This window comes from Streptomyces sp. NPDC096079 (assembly GCF_040303145.1).
GTDB lineage: Bacteria > Actinomycetota > Actinomycetes > Streptomycetales > Streptomycetaceae > Streptomyces.
In genome coordinates this window covers 25,676-43,294 of sequence record NZ_JBEOST010000002.1, presented here as the reverse complement: position 1 = coordinate 43,294, position 17,619 = coordinate 25,676, and the positions used below count along the sequence as shown (strand labels likewise).

General features: G+C 73.9%; 18 protein-coding genes and 1 tRNA gene. 10 read left to right on the top strand and 9 right to left on the bottom strand.

Features of this window, described 5'->3' with window-relative positions:
* Window positions 1-220: 220 nt before the first annotated feature.
* Window positions 221-712, top strand: coding sequence for an SsgA family sporulation/cell division regulator (locus ABTY59_RS04170; RefSeq protein ID WP_352017351.1), 492 nt, complete (start codon window positions 221-223; stop codon window positions 710-712).
* Between the two features lie 22 nt (window positions 713-734).
* Here ABTY59_RS04170 and ABTY59_RS04165 read toward each other — a convergent pair whose 3' ends face one another.
* On the bottom strand, window positions 735-2,117 hold the full coding sequence (locus ABTY59_RS04165) for an FAD-binding oxidoreductase (RefSeq protein WP_352017350.1): 1,383 nt from the start codon (window positions 2,115-2,117) through the stop codon (window positions 735-737).
* 98 nt (window positions 2,118-2,215) lie between these two features.
* On the opposite strand from ABTY59_RS04165, the gene ABTY59_RS04160 reads away from it, so the two are divergent.
* Window positions 2,216-3,631, top strand: a complete 1,416-nt coding sequence (locus ABTY59_RS04160; RefSeq protein ID WP_352017349.1) for a tetratricopeptide repeat protein — start codon at window positions 2,216-2,218, stop codon at window positions 3,629-3,631.
* A gap of 108 nt (window positions 3,632-3,739) precedes the next feature.
* Here the strand turns inward: ABTY59_RS04160 and hppD are convergent, their stop codons facing one another.
* Window positions 3,740-4,885, bottom strand: a complete 1,146-nt coding sequence (gene hppD / locus ABTY59_RS04155) for a 4-hydroxyphenylpyruvate dioxygenase (RefSeq protein WP_352017348.1) — start codon at window positions 4,883-4,885, stop codon at window positions 3,740-3,742.
* Window positions 4,886-5,006: 121 nt separating this feature from the next.
* Here hppD and ABTY59_RS04150 point away from each other — a divergent pair, with 121 nt between their 5' ends.
* The 4 genes from ABTY59_RS04150 to ABTY59_RS04135 all read left to right on the top strand — a co-directional run bounded on the left by ABTY59_RS04150 (window position 5,007) and on the right by ABTY59_RS04135 (window position 7,743).
* Complete coding sequence (locus ABTY59_RS04150) at window positions 5,007-5,474, top strand: Lrp/AsnC family transcriptional regulator (RefSeq protein ID WP_123452764.1); 468 nt, start codon at window positions 5,007-5,009, stop codon at window positions 5,472-5,474.
* 94 nt (window positions 5,475-5,568) lie between these two features.
* Window positions 5,569-6,192 (top strand): ArsR/SmtB family transcription factor, encoded by a 624-nt coding sequence (locus ABTY59_RS04145; protein WP_352017347.1) that lies wholly within the window; start codon window positions 5,569-5,571, stop codon window positions 6,190-6,192.
* Window positions 6,193-6,208: 16 nt separating this feature from the next.
* Window positions 6,209-6,397, top strand: a complete 189-nt coding sequence (locus tag ABTY59_RS04140) for a hypothetical protein (protein ID WP_352017346.1) — start codon at window positions 6,209-6,211, stop codon at window positions 6,395-6,397.
* Window positions 6,394-7,743: an MFS transporter gene (locus tag ABTY59_RS04135; RefSeq protein WP_352017345.1), complete on the top strand. Its 1,350-nt coding sequence runs from the start codon at window positions 6,394-6,396 to the stop codon at window positions 7,741-7,743. Before ABTY59_RS04140 ends, ABTY59_RS04135 begins: the two co-directional genes overlap by 4 nt.
* On the opposite strand, the gene ABTY59_RS04130 is transcribed toward ABTY59_RS04135, so the two are convergent.
* Complete coding sequence (locus ABTY59_RS04130) at window positions 7,676-8,470, bottom strand: S16 family serine protease (protein ID WP_352017344.1); 795 nt, start codon at window positions 8,468-8,470, stop codon at window positions 7,676-7,678. The two genes, ABTY59_RS04135 and ABTY59_RS04130, sit on opposite strands and share 68 nt — an antisense overlap.
* 9 nt (window positions 8,471-8,479) lie before the next feature.
* Window positions 8,480-9,601 (bottom strand): alpha/beta hydrolase family protein, encoded by a 1,122-nt coding sequence (locus tag ABTY59_RS04125; protein ID WP_352017343.1) that lies wholly within the window; start codon window positions 9,599-9,601, stop codon window positions 8,480-8,482.
* Window positions 9,602-9,683: 82 nt separating this feature from the next.
* On the opposite strand from ABTY59_RS04125, the gene ABTY59_RS04120 reads away from it, so the two are divergent.
* On the top strand, window positions 9,684-10,634 hold the full coding sequence (locus ABTY59_RS04120) for an ArsR/SmtB family transcription factor (protein ID WP_352017342.1): 951 nt from the start codon (window positions 9,684-9,686) through the stop codon (window positions 10,632-10,634).
* Window positions 10,635-10,705: 71 nt separating this feature from the next.
* On the opposite strand, the gene ABTY59_RS04115 is transcribed toward ABTY59_RS04120, so the two are convergent.
* From ABTY59_RS04115 to ABTY59_RS04095, 5 genes are all read right to left on the bottom strand, one after another.
* The gene (locus tag ABTY59_RS04115; protein ID WP_352017341.1) at window positions 10,706-11,347 is read right to left on the bottom strand and encodes an IclR family transcriptional regulator; all 642 of its coding nucleotides are present in this window, start codon (window positions 11,345-11,347) and stop codon (window positions 10,706-10,708) included.
* A gap of 411 nt (window positions 11,348-11,758) precedes the next feature.
* On the bottom strand, window positions 11,759-13,552 hold the full coding sequence (locus ABTY59_RS04110) for a DEAD/DEAH box helicase (RefSeq protein ID WP_403533993.1): 1,794 nt from the start codon (window positions 13,550-13,552) through the stop codon (window positions 11,759-11,761).
* A gap of 123 nt (window positions 13,553-13,675) precedes the next feature.
* On the bottom strand, window positions 13,676-14,062 hold the full coding sequence (locus ABTY59_RS04105) for a type II toxin-antitoxin system death-on-curing family toxin (RefSeq protein ID WP_352017340.1): 387 nt from the start codon (window positions 14,060-14,062) through the stop codon (window positions 13,676-13,678).
* Window positions 14,059-14,247 (bottom strand): hypothetical protein, encoded by a 189-nt coding sequence (locus ABTY59_RS04100; protein ID WP_352017339.1) that lies wholly within the window; start codon window positions 14,245-14,247, stop codon window positions 14,059-14,061. The genes ABTY59_RS04105 and ABTY59_RS04100 overlap by 4 nt, the downstream gene beginning before the upstream one ends.
* Before the next feature lie 41 nt (window positions 14,248-14,288).
* Complete coding sequence (locus ABTY59_RS04095; RefSeq protein ID WP_352017338.1) at window positions 14,289-15,761, bottom strand: MFS transporter; 1,473 nt, start codon at window positions 15,759-15,761, stop codon at window positions 14,289-14,291.
* A gap of 180 nt (window positions 15,762-15,941) precedes the next feature.
* On the opposite strand from ABTY59_RS04095, the gene ABTY59_RS04090 reads away from it, so the two are divergent.
* From ABTY59_RS04090 to ABTY59_RS04080, 3 genes are all read left to right on the top strand, one after another.
* A tRNA-Cys gene (locus tag ABTY59_RS04090) sits at window positions 15,942-16,016 on the top strand.
* A 57-nt stretch (window positions 16,017-16,073) separates the two neighbouring features.
* Window positions 16,074-16,460, top strand: coding sequence for a hypothetical protein (locus ABTY59_RS04085; RefSeq protein WP_352017337.1), 387 nt, complete (start codon window positions 16,074-16,076; stop codon window positions 16,458-16,460).
* A gap of 255 nt (window positions 16,461-16,715) precedes the next feature.
* Window positions 16,716-17,618 (top strand): protein kinase family protein, encoded by a 903-nt coding sequence (locus ABTY59_RS04080; protein WP_352017336.1) that lies wholly within the window; start codon window positions 16,716-16,718, stop codon window positions 17,616-17,618.
* Window position 17,619 lies beyond the last annotated feature (1 nt).

Sequence of the window (17,619 nt, the reverse complement as noted above, 5' to 3'; positions counted from 1 at the left end):
GAAGGAGCCCGCGAGAAAGGCCGCCTTCGGGGGGACGCGTACCGGAATCCATCACTCCCGGTGATGTTCGGGCCGATACATCCCGCGCGGAAGGCGCTCCCGGAGACCTCCCCGGAAACTTCCCGAAAAAAACTTCCCGAACCCGCGTAATGAACCGCGTCCACCCCGCTCTCTCCGGATGAAGGCCCACCCGGGGCCCGTCCGCGAGAAGGAGCAGGACATGCAGAACACCGACAACACCACCGTCGAGCGCGAGCTGGAACTGAAGCTGGTGCTCTCCCCCGAGCGTTCCGTCCCCGTCCCCGCCCGGCTCGCCTACCGGACCGACGACCCGTACGCCGTCCACATCACCTTCCACGTCGGCACCGACCACCCGGTCCACTGGACCTTCGCGCGCGAACTGCTCGTCGAGGGCGTCTTCCGGGCCTGCGGGCACGGGGACGTGCGCATCTGGCCGACGAAGGTCGAGGGCCGCAGCGTCGTCCTGATGGCGCTCTCCTCGCCCGACGGCGACGCGCTGCTCGAAGCCCCCTCCGCGCAGGTGTCCGCCTGGCTGGAGCGGACCCTGCGCGCGGTGCCGCCGGGCACCGAGTCGGAGCGGCTCGGCATCGACGACGGGCTCGCGGAGATCCTGGCGACCACCGTGGTCGCCGACGAGCTGTGGCTGCGCGACCCGTGGCCGTCGGACGAGTCCCAGGACGGCGACCTGTGACCCGGCGCCCCCGGACGGGACGTCAGAAGAGCTTTCCGGGGTTCAGCAGCCCCAGCGGGTCGAAGGCGGCCTTGATCCCGCGCTGGACCTCCAGACCGACCGGCCCCAGCTCCCGTGCCAGCCACTCCTTCTTGAGGACGCCCACGCCGTGCTCGCCGGTGATCGTGCCGCCGAGGGCGAGCCCGAGCGCCATGATCTCGTCGAAGGACTCGCGCGCCCGCCGCGACTCGTCCTCGTCGGTGTGGTCGAAGCAGACGACGGGATGGGTGTTGCCGTCCCCCGCGTGCGCGCAGATGCCGATGGTCAGGTGGTACTTCTCCGCGATCGCCGCCGTGCCGTCGAGCATCTCGGCGAGCCGCGTCCGCGGCACGCACACGTCGTCGATCATCGTCGCGGACTTGATCGTCTCCAGGGCGGTGAGGGAGAGCCGGCGGGCCTGGAGGAGCAGTTCGGACTCGGCGACGTCCGCGGCCGGGACGACCTCGGTGGCACCCGCCGCCGCGCACAGCTCCCCGACGGCGGCCAGGTCGGCGGCCGGGTCCGGGGTGTCGAAGGCACACAGGAGCAGCGCCTCGGTGGTGTCCGGCAGCCCCATGTGCGCCAGCTTGTTGACCGCCTGGACGGTGGTGCGGTCCATCAGCTCCAGCAGCGAAGGGGTGTGGCCGCGCTCCATGATCGTGCAGACGGCCTCGCAGGCGGCGGCAGCGGAGGGGAACTCGGCGACCAGCGCGAGCTGCGCCGGCGGCTGCGGCTTGAGCGCGAGGACGGCTCCGACGACGATGCCGAGGCTGCCCTCGGAGCCGACGAAGAGCCGGGTCAGGTCGTATCCGGCGACGCCCTTCGCCGTGCGCCGGCCGGTGCGGAGGAGACGCCCGTCGGCGAGGACGACGTCCAGACCGAGCACGTACTCGGCGGTGACCCCGTACTTGACGCAGCACAGGCCGCCGGACGCGGTGCCGATGTTCCCGCCGATGGTGCAGGTCTCCCAGCTGGAGGGGTCCGGCGGGTAGTACAGGCCGTGTTCGGCGACGGCGCGGGACAGCACGGCGTTGACGACGCCCGGTTCGACGACGGCGATCCGGTCGACGGGGTTGATCTCCAGGATGCGGTCCATCTTCACGAGGGAGAGCACGACACAGCCGTCGGAGGCGTTGGCGCCGCCCGACAGGCCCGTGCGGGCACCCTGCGGGACCACGGGGACGCGGAGCTCGGTCGCGGTGCGCATGACGTGCCGGACCTGGTCGACCGTGCGCGGGAGCACGACGGCCGCGGGGGCTCCGGCCGCGCAGAAGCTCGCCATGTCGCGCGCGTAGGAGGCGGTCACGTCGGGGTCGGTGAGGACCGCGTCGGCGGGGAGTCCGGCGCGCAGCCGCGCCGTGAGGTCGTCCTTCTGAAGATCGTCCATGCGTCCAGCGTGGCACCCGCCGCCATCGGTGTGAACCCGCCGGAGCGGGCGCTTCGTGTGCTCTTCGTACAGCCGGGGGCGGGCGCACAGTGAGCGCCATGAAGACCGAGAACGTGTCGAGGACCGTCCTGGCGGCCGGGGTGGGCGCGGTGCTCGCGGCGACGGCCCTGCTGTACGCGCCGGAGTTCCTGGGCCAGGGCCCGCCGGCCCCGCCCGGCCCCGCGGAACGGGCGGTGATCGCGGCCCACGCGGGCGCGCAGGCCTCGCTCCCGGACCTGGCCGCGCTGATCGCCGACCGGGAGACGTGGCTGCGGGCCCATCCGGACGACGAGGCGTCCTGGGCGGAGCTGGGCGCGGCGTACACGGAGCGGGGCGGCCGGCTCGGAGACGTACGGGACTATCCGCGGGCCGAGCGGGCGCTGCGCCGCTCGCTCGCCGAACGGCCCGCCGCGCGCGGGAACCCGGAGGCGGAGCTGGGGCTCGGGGCGCTCGCGGCGGCGCGGGGCGACTGGAGGACGGCCAAGGAGTGGGGCGAGCGGGTGCGGAAGGCCGATCCGCGCCGGTGGACGGTGTACCCGGTGCTGATCGACGCGTACGACGGCCTCGGGGAGTACGCCTCGGCGCGCAAGGCGATGGAGAACCTGGAGAAGCTCCACGCGGGCGCGGTGGTACGGGGCAGGGCCGCGCAGAGCTATCGCGACCGGGGCTGGCGTGAGGACGCCGACGCGGCGGCCCTCGACGCGCTCGCGCTCGCCGGGACGGACCCGGAGAAGACGGCGGCCCTCACCCGCCTCGGCGACCTGGCCTGGGAGCGGGGCGAGCCGGAGGAGGCGCTCGGGCAGTACGGGGCGGCGCTGCGGCTCGTACCGGACCACGGGCCCGCGCTGGCGGGCCGGGCGCGGTCCCTCGCGGCCCTCGGCCGCTCGGAGGAGGCGGTGCGCGGCTGGCGGACGGCCCTCGCCCGGCTGCCGCTGCCGGAGTACCTCCTGGAGGCGGGCGAGCTGTACGAGTCGCTGGGCCTCGACGGGGACGCGCGGGCGCTGTACGAGCGGCTGCGGACGGGCTCGTGGACGGGCGCGGAGGTGCCGCTGGCGCTCCTGGACGCGGACCACGGCGACCCGGCGGCCGCGGCGGCCCGGATGCGCGCGGAATGGGCGCGGGGGCACCGGTCGGTGCGGGCGGCGGACGCCCTCGGGTGGGCGCTGCACCGCTCGGGGGCGTCGAAGGAGGCGCTGGGGTACGCGCGACGGGCCACGGAGGAGGGGGTGCGGAGCGCGCTGTTCACGTACCACCGGGGCGAGATCGAACGGGCCCTGGACCAGTCGGCCCCGGCCCGGCGGCACCTGGCGGAGGCGCTGCGGATCAACCCGGTGTTCTCCCCCGTCCACGCCCGGAAGGCGGAGGAGTCGCTGGCGGCGCTGGGCGACCTCCCGGACGAACTCCCGGCGGAGCTGCGTCAGGAGCCGGAACGGGCGCCGGGCGGGCGCCCGGCGCCCACCCCGACGCGAGCCTGACCCCCGTACGGGCTCGCGCCCGGGGGGGCGATGGGCGGTGCGCACTGCCGTGCGGGCGATCGTCCCCCCGGACTTCGTCGGGGGGGCGATCGCCCGCACCGGGAGCGGCTACAGGTTGCCGCGCTTCTCCTGCTCGCGCTCGATCGCCTCGAACAGCGCCTTGAAGTTGCCCTTGCCGAAGCCCATCGAGCCGTGGCGCTCGATCATCTCGAAGAAGACGGTCGGACGGTCCTGGACCGGCTTCGTGAAGATCTGCAGCAGGTAGCCGTCCTCGTCGCGGTCGACGAGGATCTTCAGCTCGCGCAGGGTCTCGACGGGCACGCGGGTCTCGCCGGCCCACTCGCCGAGGGTGTCGTAGTACGAGTCGGGGGTGTCGAGGAAGGAGACGCCCGCGGCGCGCATCGCGCGGACCGTGGCGACGATGTCGTTGGTGGCGAGGGCGATGTGCTGGACGCCGGCGCCGCCGTAGAACTCCAGGTACTCGTCGATCTGCGACTTCTTCTTCGCGATCGCCGGCTCGTTGATCGGGAACTTCACCTTGAGGGTGCCGTCCGCGACGACCTTCGACATGAGCGCCGAGTACTCGGTCGCGATGTCGTCGCCCACGAACTCCTTCATGTTCGTGAAGCCCATGACCTTGTTGTAGAAGCCGACCCAGTCGTTCATCTTGCCGAGCTCGACGTTGCCGACGCAGTGGTCGATGGCCTGGAAGGTGCGCTTGGCCGGCGGCTCGACGATCGGGTTCGCGGGGACGAAGCCCGGCAGGTACGGGCCGTCGTAGCCGGAGCGCTCGACGAGGGTGTGGCGGGTCTTGCCGTACGTGGCGATGGCGGCGAGGACGACGGTGCCGTGCTCGTCCTTGAGCTCGTACGGCTCGGTGATGCCGGTGGCGCCGTGCTCGACGGCGTAGGCGTACGCGGCGCGCGCGTCCGGCACCTCGATCGCCAGGTCGACGACGCCGTCGCCGTGCTCGGCGACGTGCTCGGCGAGGAAGCGGCCCCAGTCGGTCGTGGCCTTGATGACGGAGGTGAACACGAAACGGGCCGCGCCGTTGGTGAGGACGTAACTGGCGGTCTCGCGGCTGCCGTTCTCCGGTCCGGAGTAGGCGACCAGCTTCATGCCGAAGGCCGTGGAGTAGTAGTGCGCGGCCTGCTTGGCGTTGCCGACGGCGAAGACGACCGCGTCCATTCCCTTCACGGGGAAGGGATCGGCCTGCCGCGCGGTGGAGGGGGTGTGATCGATGGTCTCAGTCATGGCAGCAATGTCCCGCCGTTCGGCAAGGTGCGCAAGAGTTCGCTGATCTACTGGTCAAGCTGTACAGCGACGGGCGAGTATGGCCGTGCGACTTGTACATCCTGACCATGGGGAGGCCTCTGTGGCGATCGATCATTTGGACGGCCGGCTGATCGCGCTGCTCGCGCGTGAGCCGCGCATCGGGGTCCTGGAGGCCTCGCGGCGCCTGGGGGTGGCCCGCGGCACGGTGCAGGCGCGGCTCGACCGGCTCCAGGCGAGCGGGGTGATCCGGGGGTTCGGCCCGCAGGTGGACCCGGCGGCGCTCGGCTATCCGGTGACGGCCTTCGCGACCCTGGAGATCAAGCAGGGGCAGGGCGCGGACGTGCGGGGCCACCTGGCGACGGTGCCGGAGGTCCTGGAGCTGCACACGACGACGGGCCACGGCGACATGCTCTGCCGGCTCGTGGCCCGCTCGAACGCGGACCTCCAGCGGGTGATCGACAAGGTGGTGGCCTTCGAGGGGATCGTGCGGGCGTCCACGGCGATCGTGATGGAGAACCCGGTGCCGCTGCGGATCATTCCGCTGGTGGAGCAGGCCGCCCAGGAGTAGCCGGGACGCGGCCGAGGGAGCAAAGAGGTCTCTGCAAAGAAGTAGTTGCAAAGAAACCCTTGCAACTACTTCTTTGCAACTCTAGGCTGAGGCCATGCCCGAGCCTGAAGACCCGTCACAGCGACCCGAGGACACCTCGCCGCAGCCCGGCGAGCCCCTGAGCCGCGCGCTCGACCCGCGCTCGCTCCGCGCGATCGCCCACCCCCTGCGCATCCAGCTGCTGCGCACCCTGCGGCGCCACGGCCCCGCCACCGCCTCCCAACTGGCCGAGCGGCTCGGCGAGTCCAGCGGCGCCACCAGCTACCACCTGCGCCAGCTGGCCGCCCACAACTTCATCGTGGACGACCCGACCCGCGGCAAGGGCCGGGAGCGCTGGTGGAAGGCGGTCCACCGGGGGACGGTCTTCGACGAGACGCTCCACAAGAACCCCGACCCCGAGGTCCAGGGCGCCCTCGACGTGGTCATGCACGAGATCGCGACCATCCACACCCAGGAGCTGTCGACCTGGGTCGCCACCCGCCACACCTGGGACGAGGCCTGGTACGGCGCCTCGGACTTCAGCGACTTCCGGCTGAACCTCCCGCCCGAGCGGCTGCGCGAGCTGAACCAGAAGATCCACGCCCTCATCGACGAGTACAGCGAGACCTCCGACCCCGACGCGCCGGGCGCCGCCCGCGTACGGATGCACCTGCACGCGTTCCCGCAGCACGACGACTGACGGAAGGACCCGCACCATGCATGCCGACATCCACCTCCAGCTGCACGCCCTGACCTCCGACGAGCTCCGGCGCGAGGCCGGCGCCGCCCGGCCGCGGCCGGGCGCCCGCGTCCCCGCCCTCCGCGCCCGCATGGGCTGGAAGCTCGTCGAAGTGGGCCTGCGCATGGCCACCCCCGCCCACGGCCCGGCCCCCCTGGCCGCATGACCGTGCCGGGGGGACACGAAAAGAGGACGACGCGCCGGGACCGCCTCCCCCTGGGGACCGTCCTGACCGCCAACGCCGTATCCGTCACCGGCAATTCGCTCACGCTCATCGGCGTCCCGTGGTTCGCTCTGGACACCACGGGAAGCCCCGGCAAGGCCGGACTCGTCGCCTTCTGCGCGGCCGTCCCCGTCGTCCTCGCCGCGATCGCCGGCGGCCCCGTCATCGACCGCCTCGGGCGCCGGCGGGTCAGCATCGCCTCCGACCTGGTCTGCGGCCTCGCGCTCGCCGCGATCCCGCTCCTGCACCAGACGGGCGCCCTGCGGTTCTGGATGCTGTGCGCGCTGATGGCCGTCACCGGCCTGTTCCACGCGCCCGGCGAGATGGCCCGCCACGTCCTCGTCCCCGATCTGGCCGGACGCGCAGGGACCTCGCTCACCCGGGCCGCCAGCCTGTACGACGCGGTGGCGCGCGGGGCCCGGATGACGGGCGCCGCGATCGCCGGACTGCTCGTCGCGTTCATGGGCCCCGGCACCGTCCTGTACCTCGACGCGGCCACGTTCGCCGTCTCCGCGCTGCTCGTCACGGCGGGACTGCGCGGGGTGCCGTCGGCGGAGCCGCAGCGCGACGGACCCCGCCTCTCCCCCGCCCGCTACCGCGCCGACCTGCGCGAGGGGTACGCCTTCCTGTTCCGCGCCCGGCTGCTGCTCGCCATCACCGTCATGGTGATGGTGACCAACGGCCTGAACCAGAGCTGGAGCGCGGTCCTGCTCCCGGTCCACGCCAAGGAGGACCTCGGCGGCCCCGCCGCCCAGGGCCTGCTCGTCTCGGTGTTCGCCGGCTGCGCCCTCGCCGGCGCCCTGCTCTACGGAGCGGTCGGCGAACGCTTCCCGCGCCGGGCCGTGTTCACGGTGGGCTTCCTGCTCTGCGGCGCCCCGCCGTACGCCGTCGCCGCGCTCACCCACACCACCGCGCCCCTGCTCGTGACGATGGTCGCGGCGGGCTTCGGCGTCGGGGTGCTCAACCCGATCCTGACCACCGTCATCTACGAGCAGGTGCCCGACGCGCTCCGCAGCCGGGTCGCGGGCGCGAGCACGGCCGGGGTCCTGCTCACCACCCCGCTGGGCGGCCTCGCGGCCGGGTTCCTGGTCGAGCGGATCGGACTGACGGCGACGCTGCTCGGGATCGGCGCGGCCTACTTCCTCGCGACCCTGTCGCCGATGGTCTTCCCGGCCTGGCGCGGCATGGACAGGCCGCCGGCCGCGCCCGCCGCCGAAGGGGTCAGCAGGACGGAACCTTCGACTCCTGCCCCTGCTCCAGGGCCCGCAGGGACGCCACCGCGTCGCTGAGCGCGGTCACGGGGACCAGCCGCAGCCCCTTCGGCTGCTCGGCCAGGGCGTCCGAGCACTCGTTCTTCGGTACGAGGAAGACGGTGGCCCCGTCCCGGGCGGCGGCCTGCGTCTTCAGCGACACCCCGCCGACCGCGCCGACGGTGCCGTCGGGCTCGATCGTGCCCGTGCCGGCGACGGTCCGGCCGCCGGTGAGGTCGCCGCCGTCCCCGTCGCCGTCGAGCTTGTCCACGATGCCGAGGGAGAAGAGCAGCCCGGCGCTGGGCCCCCCGACGTCGGCGAGGTGCAGGTCCACCTTCACCTTCTCCGGGTCCTTCTTCAGATACCCGAGCGCGGCGAGGGTGGCCGCGTCCTGCGACTCCTTCATCTGCCCGAGGTTCCGCTTCTCGATCTCGGCGTCGGACTTCCCCGAGGGGTAGACGGAGTCGTGCGGCAGGACGGCCCGGTCGGTGCGGAACCAGGCGTCGACCACGTCCCCGAGATCCACGTCCGTGGACGGCCCGGTCGCCAGGATCGTCGTCATCCGCAGCTCGCCCTTGGTGGGCCGGACGGGCGCGCCGGTGATCGTGATGACCTCCTGCCCCTTGTCCTCGCCGAGCACGTCGGCGGTCGTGCCGGGCTGCGCGATCGCGTAGGGCAGCGGTGCGAGCCCGACGACGGCGAAGAGCGCGGCGACCGGGAGCGCGCAGAGCGCGAGGGCGCGGGGACGGGAGAGGCTGGAGAACACGCACCCAGGCTACTGGGACGCGCGCCGGTCCCGGGTCCCGGTGCGCAGGTGACGGCCGAAGAAGGACCGCACCCCGTGCCGTACGACCGCCACCGCGGCCGCCGTGTCCCCGGCCCCGACCAGCGCGTCCCTGGCCCCGTCGGTGACGAGCCCGGCGGCCTGGAGCTGCGGGACGAGGAAGGCGTAGTCGCTGAAGATCCAGTGATCGGCACCGGACAGCAGGACCCGGGGCGCACGGAGCCCCGCCCAGGACCTCTCGATCCGGGCTGCCTCGTCGAAGCCGTCGGTACGGAACAGGAGCAGCGGCCGGCCGAGGCCCGCCACGAGCTCCGGATCCAGGTCGAGGAAGCCCTCCAGGTCGACGCCGGCGGCGATCCGGTCGTCGGAGGCCAGCGCGTGGACGGCGGCGGTGCCGCCCGCCGAGTGCCCGTACACGCCGATCCGGCCGAGGTCCATGACGGAAGCGAGGGGCAGGTCGCCGAGCCGGTCGAGGACGAAGCGGAGATCCGCGACCCGGGTGTCGACCATGGTGCGGAAGGTCGCCGGGTCCGGCGGCCCGATGAGGACGGTCTGGCGCAGCCCGCCGGGCAGCTCGACCTGGCTGGCGTCGCCGGGGTGGTCGACCAGGACCACGACCCGGCCGTGGCTCGCGAGGTCCTCGGCGAGAGTCGTGCCCAGGGTGCGGGAGTCGCCCCCGCCCGGCGTGTACAGGAGCACCGGGCGGCGGCCGGGCAGCGGGGGCGCGGCCACGTGCCCGTGCGTGAGGACCGCGCCCCAGTCGACGCCGGCGGCGGGCAGGCCCTGGTGCATCCAGGGCGCCAGCTCGGCGAAGAGCCCGGCCTCGGCGGGCGTCAGCTGCGGGGAGCGGGGGAAGCCCCGGACGGTACGGGCCGGGTACAGGACGCTGATCATCACCTCCCGCGGGCCCGGCACCCAGGGGTCGACGCGGGAGTGGTCCGTCAGGGCGAAGGTGCGGAGGCCGACGGGGTGGGGGCCGGTGGGCGCGGGCAGCCGGAGCGCGGGCGGCCCCTGCGCGGCCCGGGCGGCGGCCGAGCCGGACAGGACGGCGCTCGCTCCGAGGAGGGCGCCCTTGACGACGGTACGGCGGCCGGGTGCGGGAACTGGTGTCATGCACGGCATCCTTGGGCGAGGCGGGGCGGAGCGCGAAGGTTCAGGCCCTGCCCGAAAGGCTGGCGTTTCGGAGGGGGACCGAGTGCTGCGCATCCACTTCACGGCGGACGACTTCACCCGCGTGCGGTTCGCTCCCCGGCCGTCGCCCGTGCCCGAACTGCACGCGGCCCTCGCGATGCTGGGCGCCCCGCACGAGGAACTGCTCTTCGGACGCTGGCGGGGCAGGCTGCTCCGCACCCTGCCGGGGGCGGCCGGGGCGCTCGCGGACCTGGCGCCGGGCGGAGTCGCCCCGTACTTCCTCGACGTCCTCGGCGAGACCCGCGAGGAGGGCCTCGCGCTGATCCGGTCGGCCCCGCCCGCGTTCGTACGGTCCGAGCTGGAGCGGGTGTACGCGGGGCGGGGCACCGCGCCGGGGTGGCTCCAGGGCCTGCACGGCGGGGACCGGGAGGCGTGGCGGGTGGTGGAACGGGCGCAGCGGGCCGCGTACGAGACGGTCCTCGCGCCGGTCTGGCCGCTGCTCCAGGACCTGCACCGCGAGGAGTTCGCCCGGTACGCGCTGACGGTCGCCGAGCGGGGGCTCGCGGCGGCCCTCACCGACCTGGCGCCGGAGCTCCGCGACGGGGTCTGGGCCTGGCCGGGCGCGGCCCCGCGCGAGGTGCTCCTGGGCGGCCGGGGCCTGGTCCTCCTCCCGACCTTCCACTGGCGGGGCGGCCCGCTCCTCCAGGACCTGCCGGACCGGCCCGTGGTCCTGGCCTACCCCGCGGGCGGAGGCCTGCCGCCCGCACCGCCGGGCCCCTCCGGCGAGGACGCCCTGGCGGGCGTCCTGGGCCGGACCCGCGCGGAACTCCTCCGGTCCCTGACGGAACCCCGCACGACGACGGAACTGGCGCGGCGGCTCGGCGTCAGCAACGCGACGGCGTCGGCCCACACGAAGGCCCTGCGGGCGGCGGGCCTCCTGACGACGACCCGCACGGGCAGATCGGTCCACCACGCGACGACGCCCCTGACGAGGCTGCTGCCTCCGGCGCCGTAGCGGTTGCCCCGCACGGACCCGGGGCAACCGCGCGCACCGGGTGCGGTCTCGCCCCGGTTCCGCCGCGCGCTCTAGCGCAGCGCGTCCGCGACCTCCCGCGCCGCGTCCACCACCCGCGGCCCCACCCGTTCCGGTACCGCGTCCGCGAGCATGACGACGCCGACGCTGCCCTCGACGCCGGTGACGCCGATCAGCGGGGCCGCCGCGCCGCTCGCGCCGGCCTCCAGTTCGCCGTGCGTGAGGGTGTAGCCGGGTTCGGTCAGTCCGCCCTGGCGGGCGGCGAGGATCGCGCGTCCGGCGGCGCCCCGGTCGAGCGGGTGCCGGAAGCCGGCCCGGTAGGCGACGTGGTAGTCGGTCCAGGTCGGTTCGACCACGGCGACGGCGAGGGCCTCCGCCCCGTCGACGAGGGTCAGGTGGGCGGTCGCCCCGATGTCCTCGGCGAGCGAGCGCAGCGCGGGCAGCGCGGCCTCCCGCACCAGCGGGTGGACCTGCCGGCCCAGCCGGAGCACGCCGAGGCCGACGCGGGCGCGCCCGCCGAGGTCGCGGCGGACGAGGGCGTGCTGCTCGAGTGTGGCCAGGAGCCGGTAGACCACGGTCCGGTTGACACCGAGTTTGTTGGACAACTCGGTGACCGTCAGGCCGTGGTCGGTGTCGGCGAGCAGTTTGAGGACTCTGAGTCCCCGGTCGAGCGTCTGGGAGGTCTCCGCGGTCACGACGCCCTCTCCTTCGGAGTGTGTGGCGGCGGCTCTCACGGAGTTGCGGCGCCGGTCCCGCGGCGACGCACGTCAGAGGCCGCCGGCAGGAAGGGGTACACCGGCTGCGCTCCGCGGCGGCGCTGCCACGGGGCGATTGCTTGTGAGCCGGGACAGTAGCGTCGCGCTCCGCTCAGCGGAAGACCTCGTCCAGAATCCGGGCGCCGCCGACCCTATCGAGCCGGTTCGGGACTTTCGTCGGTCGGACGAGGGACTTTGGCGGACAAGATCGGCTATGTCGTGCCCGTAGCGTGGAGTCGGCCGGTGGCCGACCGTGGGGGCCGGTCCCCGTGCCCGTTCCCGCTTCCCCGCGGGACGCCCGAGGCCCGTACGCACGCCGGCGTACGGGCCTCGTTCCTGGCTCCGGAGGGCTCAGCGCATGCGCGTGGCCCACTCCTGGACCTTCTTGATCCGCTCGCGGATCTGGCCCGCGGTCGCCTCGGCGCTCGGGGGGCCGCCGCAGACCCGCCGCAGCTCGGTGTGGATGACGCCGTGCGGCTTGCCGCTCTGGTGAACGTACGCACCGACCATCGTGTTGAGCTGTTTCCTCAGCTCAAGGAGTTCCTTGTGGGATACGACGGGACGGCGCTCCGCGGGCAGCTCCAGGAGGTCGGCCTCGGTGTCGGGCTTCTTGCGGCTGTGCGCGATCTGCCGGGCCTGGCGCTTCTGGAGGAGCAGCTGGACCTGGTCGGGTTCGAGGAGGCCGGGGATGCCGAGGTAGTCCTGCTCCTCGGCGCTGCCGGGGTGCGCCTGCATGCCGAACTCGGCGCTGTTGTACAGCACGCGGTCGAAGACGGCGTCGGACTCCAGCGCCTCGAAGGGCAGCATGTCCTGCTCGCCGGTGTCCTCGTCCTGCTGGCGCTCGGCCTCGGCCATCTCCTTCTCGGACTCGGCGTACGGGTCCTCGTCCTCGCCCGCCTTCTTGGGCCGGTCGAGGACGTGGTCGCGCTCGACCTCCATCTCGTTGGCGAAACCGAGGAGGCTGGGGATGGTGGGAAGGAACACGGACGCGGTCTCGCCGCGCCTGCGTGATCGCACGAAGCGGCCGACGGCCTGCGCGAAGAACAGCGGGGTGGAGATGGTGGTGGCGTACACGCCGACGGAGAGGCGGGGGACGTCGACGCCCTCGGACACCATGCGGACGGCGACCATCCAGCGGTCGGTGTTCTCGCTGAACTCGTCGATGCGGTTCGAGGCGCCGGTGTCGTCGGAGAGGACGACGGTGGCCTTGGTGCCGGTGATCTCGCGGATCAGCTTGGCGTAGGAGCGGGCCGAGTCCTGGTCGGAGGCGATGACGAGGCCGCCGGCGTCCGGGATGGACTTCCGGACCTCGGTGAGGCGCTGGTCGGCGGCGCGCAGGACGTTCGGCATCCAGTCGCCCTTGGCGTCCAGCGCGGTGCGCCAGGCCTGCGAGATCGCGTCCTTGGTCATCGGTTCGCCGAGGCGGGCGGCGATCTCGTCGCCGGCCTTGGTGCGCCAGCGCATGTTGCCGCTGTAGGAGAGGAAGATGACCGGCCGGACGACGCCGTCGCCGAGGGCGTTGCCGTAGCCGTAGGTGTAGTCGGCCGAGGACCGCCGGATGCCGTCGTTCCCCTCCTCGTACGTGACGAAGGGGATGGGGTTGGTGTCGGAGCGGAAGGGGGTGCCGGTGAGGGCGAGGCGGCGGGTGGCCGGCTCGAAGGCCTCCAGGCAGGCCTCGCCCCAGGACTTGGAGTCTCCGGCGTGGTGGATCTCGTCGAGGATGACGAGGGTCTTGCGCTGTTCGGATCGGTTGCGGTGGAGCATGGGCCGTACGCCGACGCCGGCGTACGTGATCGCGATCCCGTCGTACTCCTTGCTCAGCGGCCCGGCGCTGTAGTCCGGGTCCAGCTTGATCCCTATCCGCGCCGCCGCGGCCGCCCACTGCTTCTTGAGGTGCTCGGTGGGGGCGACCACGGTGATCTGCTGCACGACGTGGTGGTGCAGCAGCCATGAGGCGAGGGTCAGGGCGAAGGTGGTCTTGCCGGCGCCGGGCGTGGCGACCGCGAGGAAGTCACGGGGCTGCTCCTGGATGTACTTCTCCATCGCCCCCTGCTGCCAGGCGCGCAGCTTGTTGGCGGTACCCCACGGGGCCCGTCCGGGGAAGGCGGGAGAAAGGTGATGGGAGGAGGTGGTGGTGGTAGTCACGATCTCCGGGTTCGACGCTCGTCACGGAAGGACAGTCCAGATATGACAACCGGGCCACCTTACCGGTGCGTGCGTCGCGACCCGCCCCGCGCGCAGGCGTGGCGGGTGCGCTTGAGACGGTCCTCACAGCTCCCGGAGCCGGGCCGCGATGCCCGGAATGTCCCCCAGTTCTCCGCTCGCCACGTCGATGACCAGGTCGTATGCCCGGTCGAGGTCGGCGTCGGCGAGATCGACTCCGTTGAGGGCGAGGAAGACGGCGGCGGAGAGCCAGGCGGCGCACTTGTTCCCGTCGACGAAGGGGTGGTTCGTCGCGACGGCGTGCAGCAGCGCGGCGCCCTGCTCGTACACGTCGTCGTACGCGCTCTCCCCGAACATCCGGGCCCGGGGCCGGTGCACCGCGGACGCCAGGAGCCCGGCCGCCCGCAGCTCGGGCACGCCCTCGCCGGTGAAGGCGATCCGGGCGACCTCGGCGGCCTCGTCGACGGTGAGGAAGCGGGTGGCGCGGTTCATTCGCCGAGCCTCCTCAGGAGGGAGTCGTGGCGCAGGGCGAGACGATGGGCCTCGCCCCGTACGCGTTCGGCCTCGGCGGCCACGAACGCCTGACAGGCCTCGGCGGCGAGCTCCTCGGGGGTGAGGCCCCGGGCATCGGCGAGGTCGGCGAACCCGTCGCCGACCGGAACAGTCGTCTCACGCATGCACGGAGGGTAGGGGGGCGGCCACACCGGCGGCGACGGGTTTACGCCGCCCCGGCCCGTGCCGCGTGCAGCCGCGTCGCCACCCAGCCCCCCACCGCCGCCACGCCCGCCATCGGCAGGAAGACGGCCGCGAAGGCGCCGGGGTGGGAGCCGGTGGCGGCGCCCGCGTCCATCGCGTGGCCGACCGCGCCGCCGCCGAGCGCCGCGAAGGCCGCGCCGCCGGCCGCGAGGAGCAGGACGTTGGAGAGGCCGTCGGAGATCTGGAGGGCGGCCGAGTTGGCGCCGACCTCCTCGGGTGCGGAGAGCTTCATGAGGAGGACGCTCGTCGAGGAGATCACGGCGCCCATGCCGAGGCAGCCGAAGGCCCAGGCGACCGCGACGACCCACACGGGCACCGAGGCGATCAGCACGCTGGGCGCCGCGGCGATGGCGAGGGCCACGAGGAGCATGCCGAGGACGACGAGCCGTTCCCGGTACGGCTCCGTCCACGGCCGGGCCTGGATCCAGGAGCCGAGCGCCCAGGTGAGGCCGCCGACGGCGAGGGAGAGACCGGCCAGGGTGGGGCTGAGGCCGCGCTGGGAGACCAGCATCAGGGGGACGAAGGACTCGGCGGCGATGAACGACCCGGCGGCGATGCCGCGGAGCAGGATGACGGACGGCAGGCCGCGGGCGGCCCGGTAGGTGCCGCGCGGCAGCAGGCCGCGGACGGCGGGCACGAGGAGGGCGAGACCGGCGGCGGCGGGCAGGAGGGAGAGCCAGCGCAGTTCCTGCCCGGCGTACTGGAGGAGCGCGGCGCCGGCGGATATGCCGAGGGCGAGCAGGATCCTGCGCCGGTCCCAGGGCGCGAGGGGCGCGGCCGGGTCGGCGGGTCCGGAGGCGGTGCGGCGGATCGCGGGGAGGGCGAGGGCCAGCGGGAAGACGACGAGGGCGGGGATGCCGACGAAGACCCAGCGCCAGCCGAGGTGCTCGGTGACCGTTCCGGCGGCGAGGGGGCCGACGACGGAGGGGACGACCCAGGCGGCGGCGAAGGCGGCCATGATCGCGGGTCTGAGGTGCTCGGAGTAGGCGCGGCTGACGATCACGTACAGGGCGACGATGACGAGGCCGCCGCCGAGGCCCTGCACGGCGCGGCCGAGGATGAACTGCCACATGGCGCCGGCGGTCCCGGAGAGCAGCAGTCCGGCGGCGAAGGCGCTGATGCCGGCGGTGAGGGGGGCGAGCGGGCCGCTCCGGTCGGACCACTGTCCGGCGAGGACCATGCCGAAGAGGCTGGTGGTGAAGTACGCGGAGAAGGCGAAGGCGTAGAGGGGGATGCCGTCCAGTTCGCGGGCGGCGACGGGCATGGCGGTGCCGACGGCGGTCGCCTCGAAGGCGATGAGGAGGACGACGGAGACGATGCCGATGCTGAGCGCCCGGTGGTCGGGGTCGAGCACGGACCCCTGGGTGTCGCCGGCTGCGGCAGGCGGTCCGGGGAGGGGGGCGACGTCGGCGTCGCGGGGTTCGAGGGCGCTCATCCCCCCAGAGTAAGAGGTGATCCCCGGGTTGGCTCCTGTCAGGAGGTGGGGGCCTTCTCGGACTTTCGGCGTACGACCGCGAGCGGAATGTTGCGGCGGTGTGGCAGTCGTATGGCACGCCCCCGGACGCCCTTGAACGCCTCCCGGCACCCGCCCTACGGTCGTACTCGTGCACAACACGACCGTGTGCCCGAGTGGTTGAGGGGCTCGCCTGCAAAGCGAGTTACGTGGGTTCAATTCCCGCCACGGTCTCCAAGCGATCTCCCTTACGGAACCTTCACATCCGCCCCGGGGCTGTGCGACAGTCCGCGCATGAACGAGCAAGGCAGACGCAGACTGGGCGTCCTCATCGGCGTGGGCCTGGCCTGCGGCCTGCTGCCCGGCATCACCCTCGGCGGGACGGAGACGGCCGACATCGTCTTCTCCGTCCTGATGGCGGCCGTCGTCATGACGGTCCTCACCCAGGTGATCTTCATCGGCCCGTCGGGCCGCGTCCCGGTCTCCGCCCTCCTGGTCTTCGGCCTCGTGGGCTTCGTCCAGGACGCCCTGATCTGGTGGCTGCTCTCCTGGCTCGGCCCGAAGATCGCCCCCCTGCACGTCGACGGCCTCCTGACGATCCTCCTCGCGGCCCTGATCACCCGAGCGACCCTGCTGCTCCTGTCCCAGCTGGGCCCGGCAGCCGAGATGGCCGAGGACTGACGGGCCGCGCCCTCCCGCCCCGAGCCCCGTCGGGCGGTCCGGACCTCCCGGTGCCGCGCGGCCCCGCTCCACCTCCGCGGCTCGGCCGGCGGCGCCGGCTCCACGGCGATGCCCGCGACGACGGCGCCGAGCGAGCCATCGGCCGAGCTCCCGGCCCGTGCCCTCCGGCCCGGGAGCGGCCCCCGGCCCCCGCCTCGATAGGCTCTCCCGGCGCACCGTCGCCACGGGGGTGCGGAACGACGGGGGGACGCACACGTGGAGCAGTCGCGCACGCGGGAGGAATCCGCGCGCCGGATCGGCCCGTACCGCCTGATCACCCGCCTCGATCCGCCGACGGCGACCGTCCCCTGCCGCCGCTTCGTCGCCCGTACCCGGGACGGCGAGCGCACGGTCCTCCTCAGCGCCCCGCTGCCCGGCACGGACCCGGCCCGCTTCGCGGCGGAGGCCGACGCGGCCCGCCGCCTCCTCGGCCCGTGGATCGCCCCGGTGACCGACCTGGCCGCCCCGGGCGAACCCCCCTGGTACGCCGGCCCGTACGTCCCCGCCCTCCCCCTCCCCGTCGCCCTCGCCGTGCACGGCGGGCCGCTGCCCGAGACGACCGTCCGGGCCGTGGGCGCCGCCCTCGCCGAGGCGCTCGCCGCCGCGCACGCGCAGGGCCTCACGCACGCCGGGGTGTCCCCTGCGGCCGTCCTGCTCACCGCCGACGGCCCCCGGCTGAGCTGCTTCGGCGCCGTACGGGCGGCCGCCGCCGACGGCGAGCCGCGCACCGGCCTGCCGGGCCTCGAACCGGGCACGCTCGCCCCCGAGCAGGCGGCCGGCGGCCACCCCCGCCCGCCCGGCGACGTGTTCGCGCTCGGCGCGGTCCTCGCGTACGCCGCGACCGGCCACACCGTGCCCGAACGTGACGAACTCCCGCCCGCGCTGCGGCCGGTGGTCGCCCCGTGCCTGGCCCGGGACCCGGCGGAGCGCCCGTCCGCCGGCGAGCTGATGACGGCCCTGGCTCCGCCGACCCCGCACCGGACGGTCCTGAACTCGGCCGGTTCCCTGCTCACGCCCGGCTGGCTGCCGGGCCGGGTGGTGGCCGCGCTGGCCCGCCAGTCCTCCGAACTCCTCGCGGCACGAACGCCCGCCGACACCGCTTCCTCTCCCAGGACCTGAC

Bases quoted from the DNA above. Each gene is read 5' to 3' on its own strand.
- ABTY59_RS04105 (WP_352017340.1), bottom strand. From the start codon at position 14,062: ATGAACCGCGCCACCCGCTTCCTCACCGTCGACGAGGCCGCCGAGGTC.
- hppD (WP_352017348.1), bottom strand. From the start codon at position 4,885: ATGACTGAGACCATCGATCACACCCCCTCCACCGCGCGGCAGGCCGAT.
- ABTY59_RS04135 (WP_352017345.1), top strand. From the start codon at position 6,394: ATGACCGTGCCGGGGGGACACGAAAAGAGGACGACGCGCCGGGACCGC.
- ABTY59_RS04145 (WP_352017347.1), top strand. From the start codon at position 5,569: ATGCCCGAGCCTGAAGACCCGTCACAGCGACCCGAGGACACCTCGCCG.
- ABTY59_RS04125 (WP_352017343.1), bottom strand. From the start codon at position 9,601: ATGACACCAGTTCCCGCACCCGGCCGCCGTACCGTCGTCAAGGGCGCC.
- ABTY59_RS04160 (WP_352017349.1), top strand. From the start codon at position 2,216: ATGAAGACCGAGAACGTGTCGAGGACCGTCCTGGCGGCCGGGGTGGGC.
- ABTY59_RS04165 (WP_352017350.1), bottom strand. From the start codon at position 2,117: ATGGACGATCTTCAGAAGGACGACCTCACGGCGCGGCTGCGCGCCGGA.
- ABTY59_RS04095 (WP_352017338.1), bottom strand. From the start codon at position 15,761: ATGAGCGCCCTCGAACCCCGCGACGCCGACGTCGCCCCCCTCCCCGGA.
- ABTY59_RS04085 (WP_352017337.1), top strand. From the start codon at position 16,074: ATGAACGAGCAAGGCAGACGCAGACTGGGCGTCCTCATCGGCGTGGGC.
- ABTY59_RS04170 (WP_352017351.1), top strand. From the start codon at position 221: ATGCAGAACACCGACAACACCACCGTCGAGCGCGAGCTGGAACTGAAG.
- ABTY59_RS04100 (WP_352017339.1), bottom strand. From the start codon at position 14,247: ATGCGTGAGACGACTGTTCCGGTCGGCGACGGGTTCGCCGACCTCGCC.
- ABTY59_RS04140 (WP_352017346.1), top strand. From the start codon at position 6,209: ATGCATGCCGACATCCACCTCCAGCTGCACGCCCTGACCTCCGACGAG.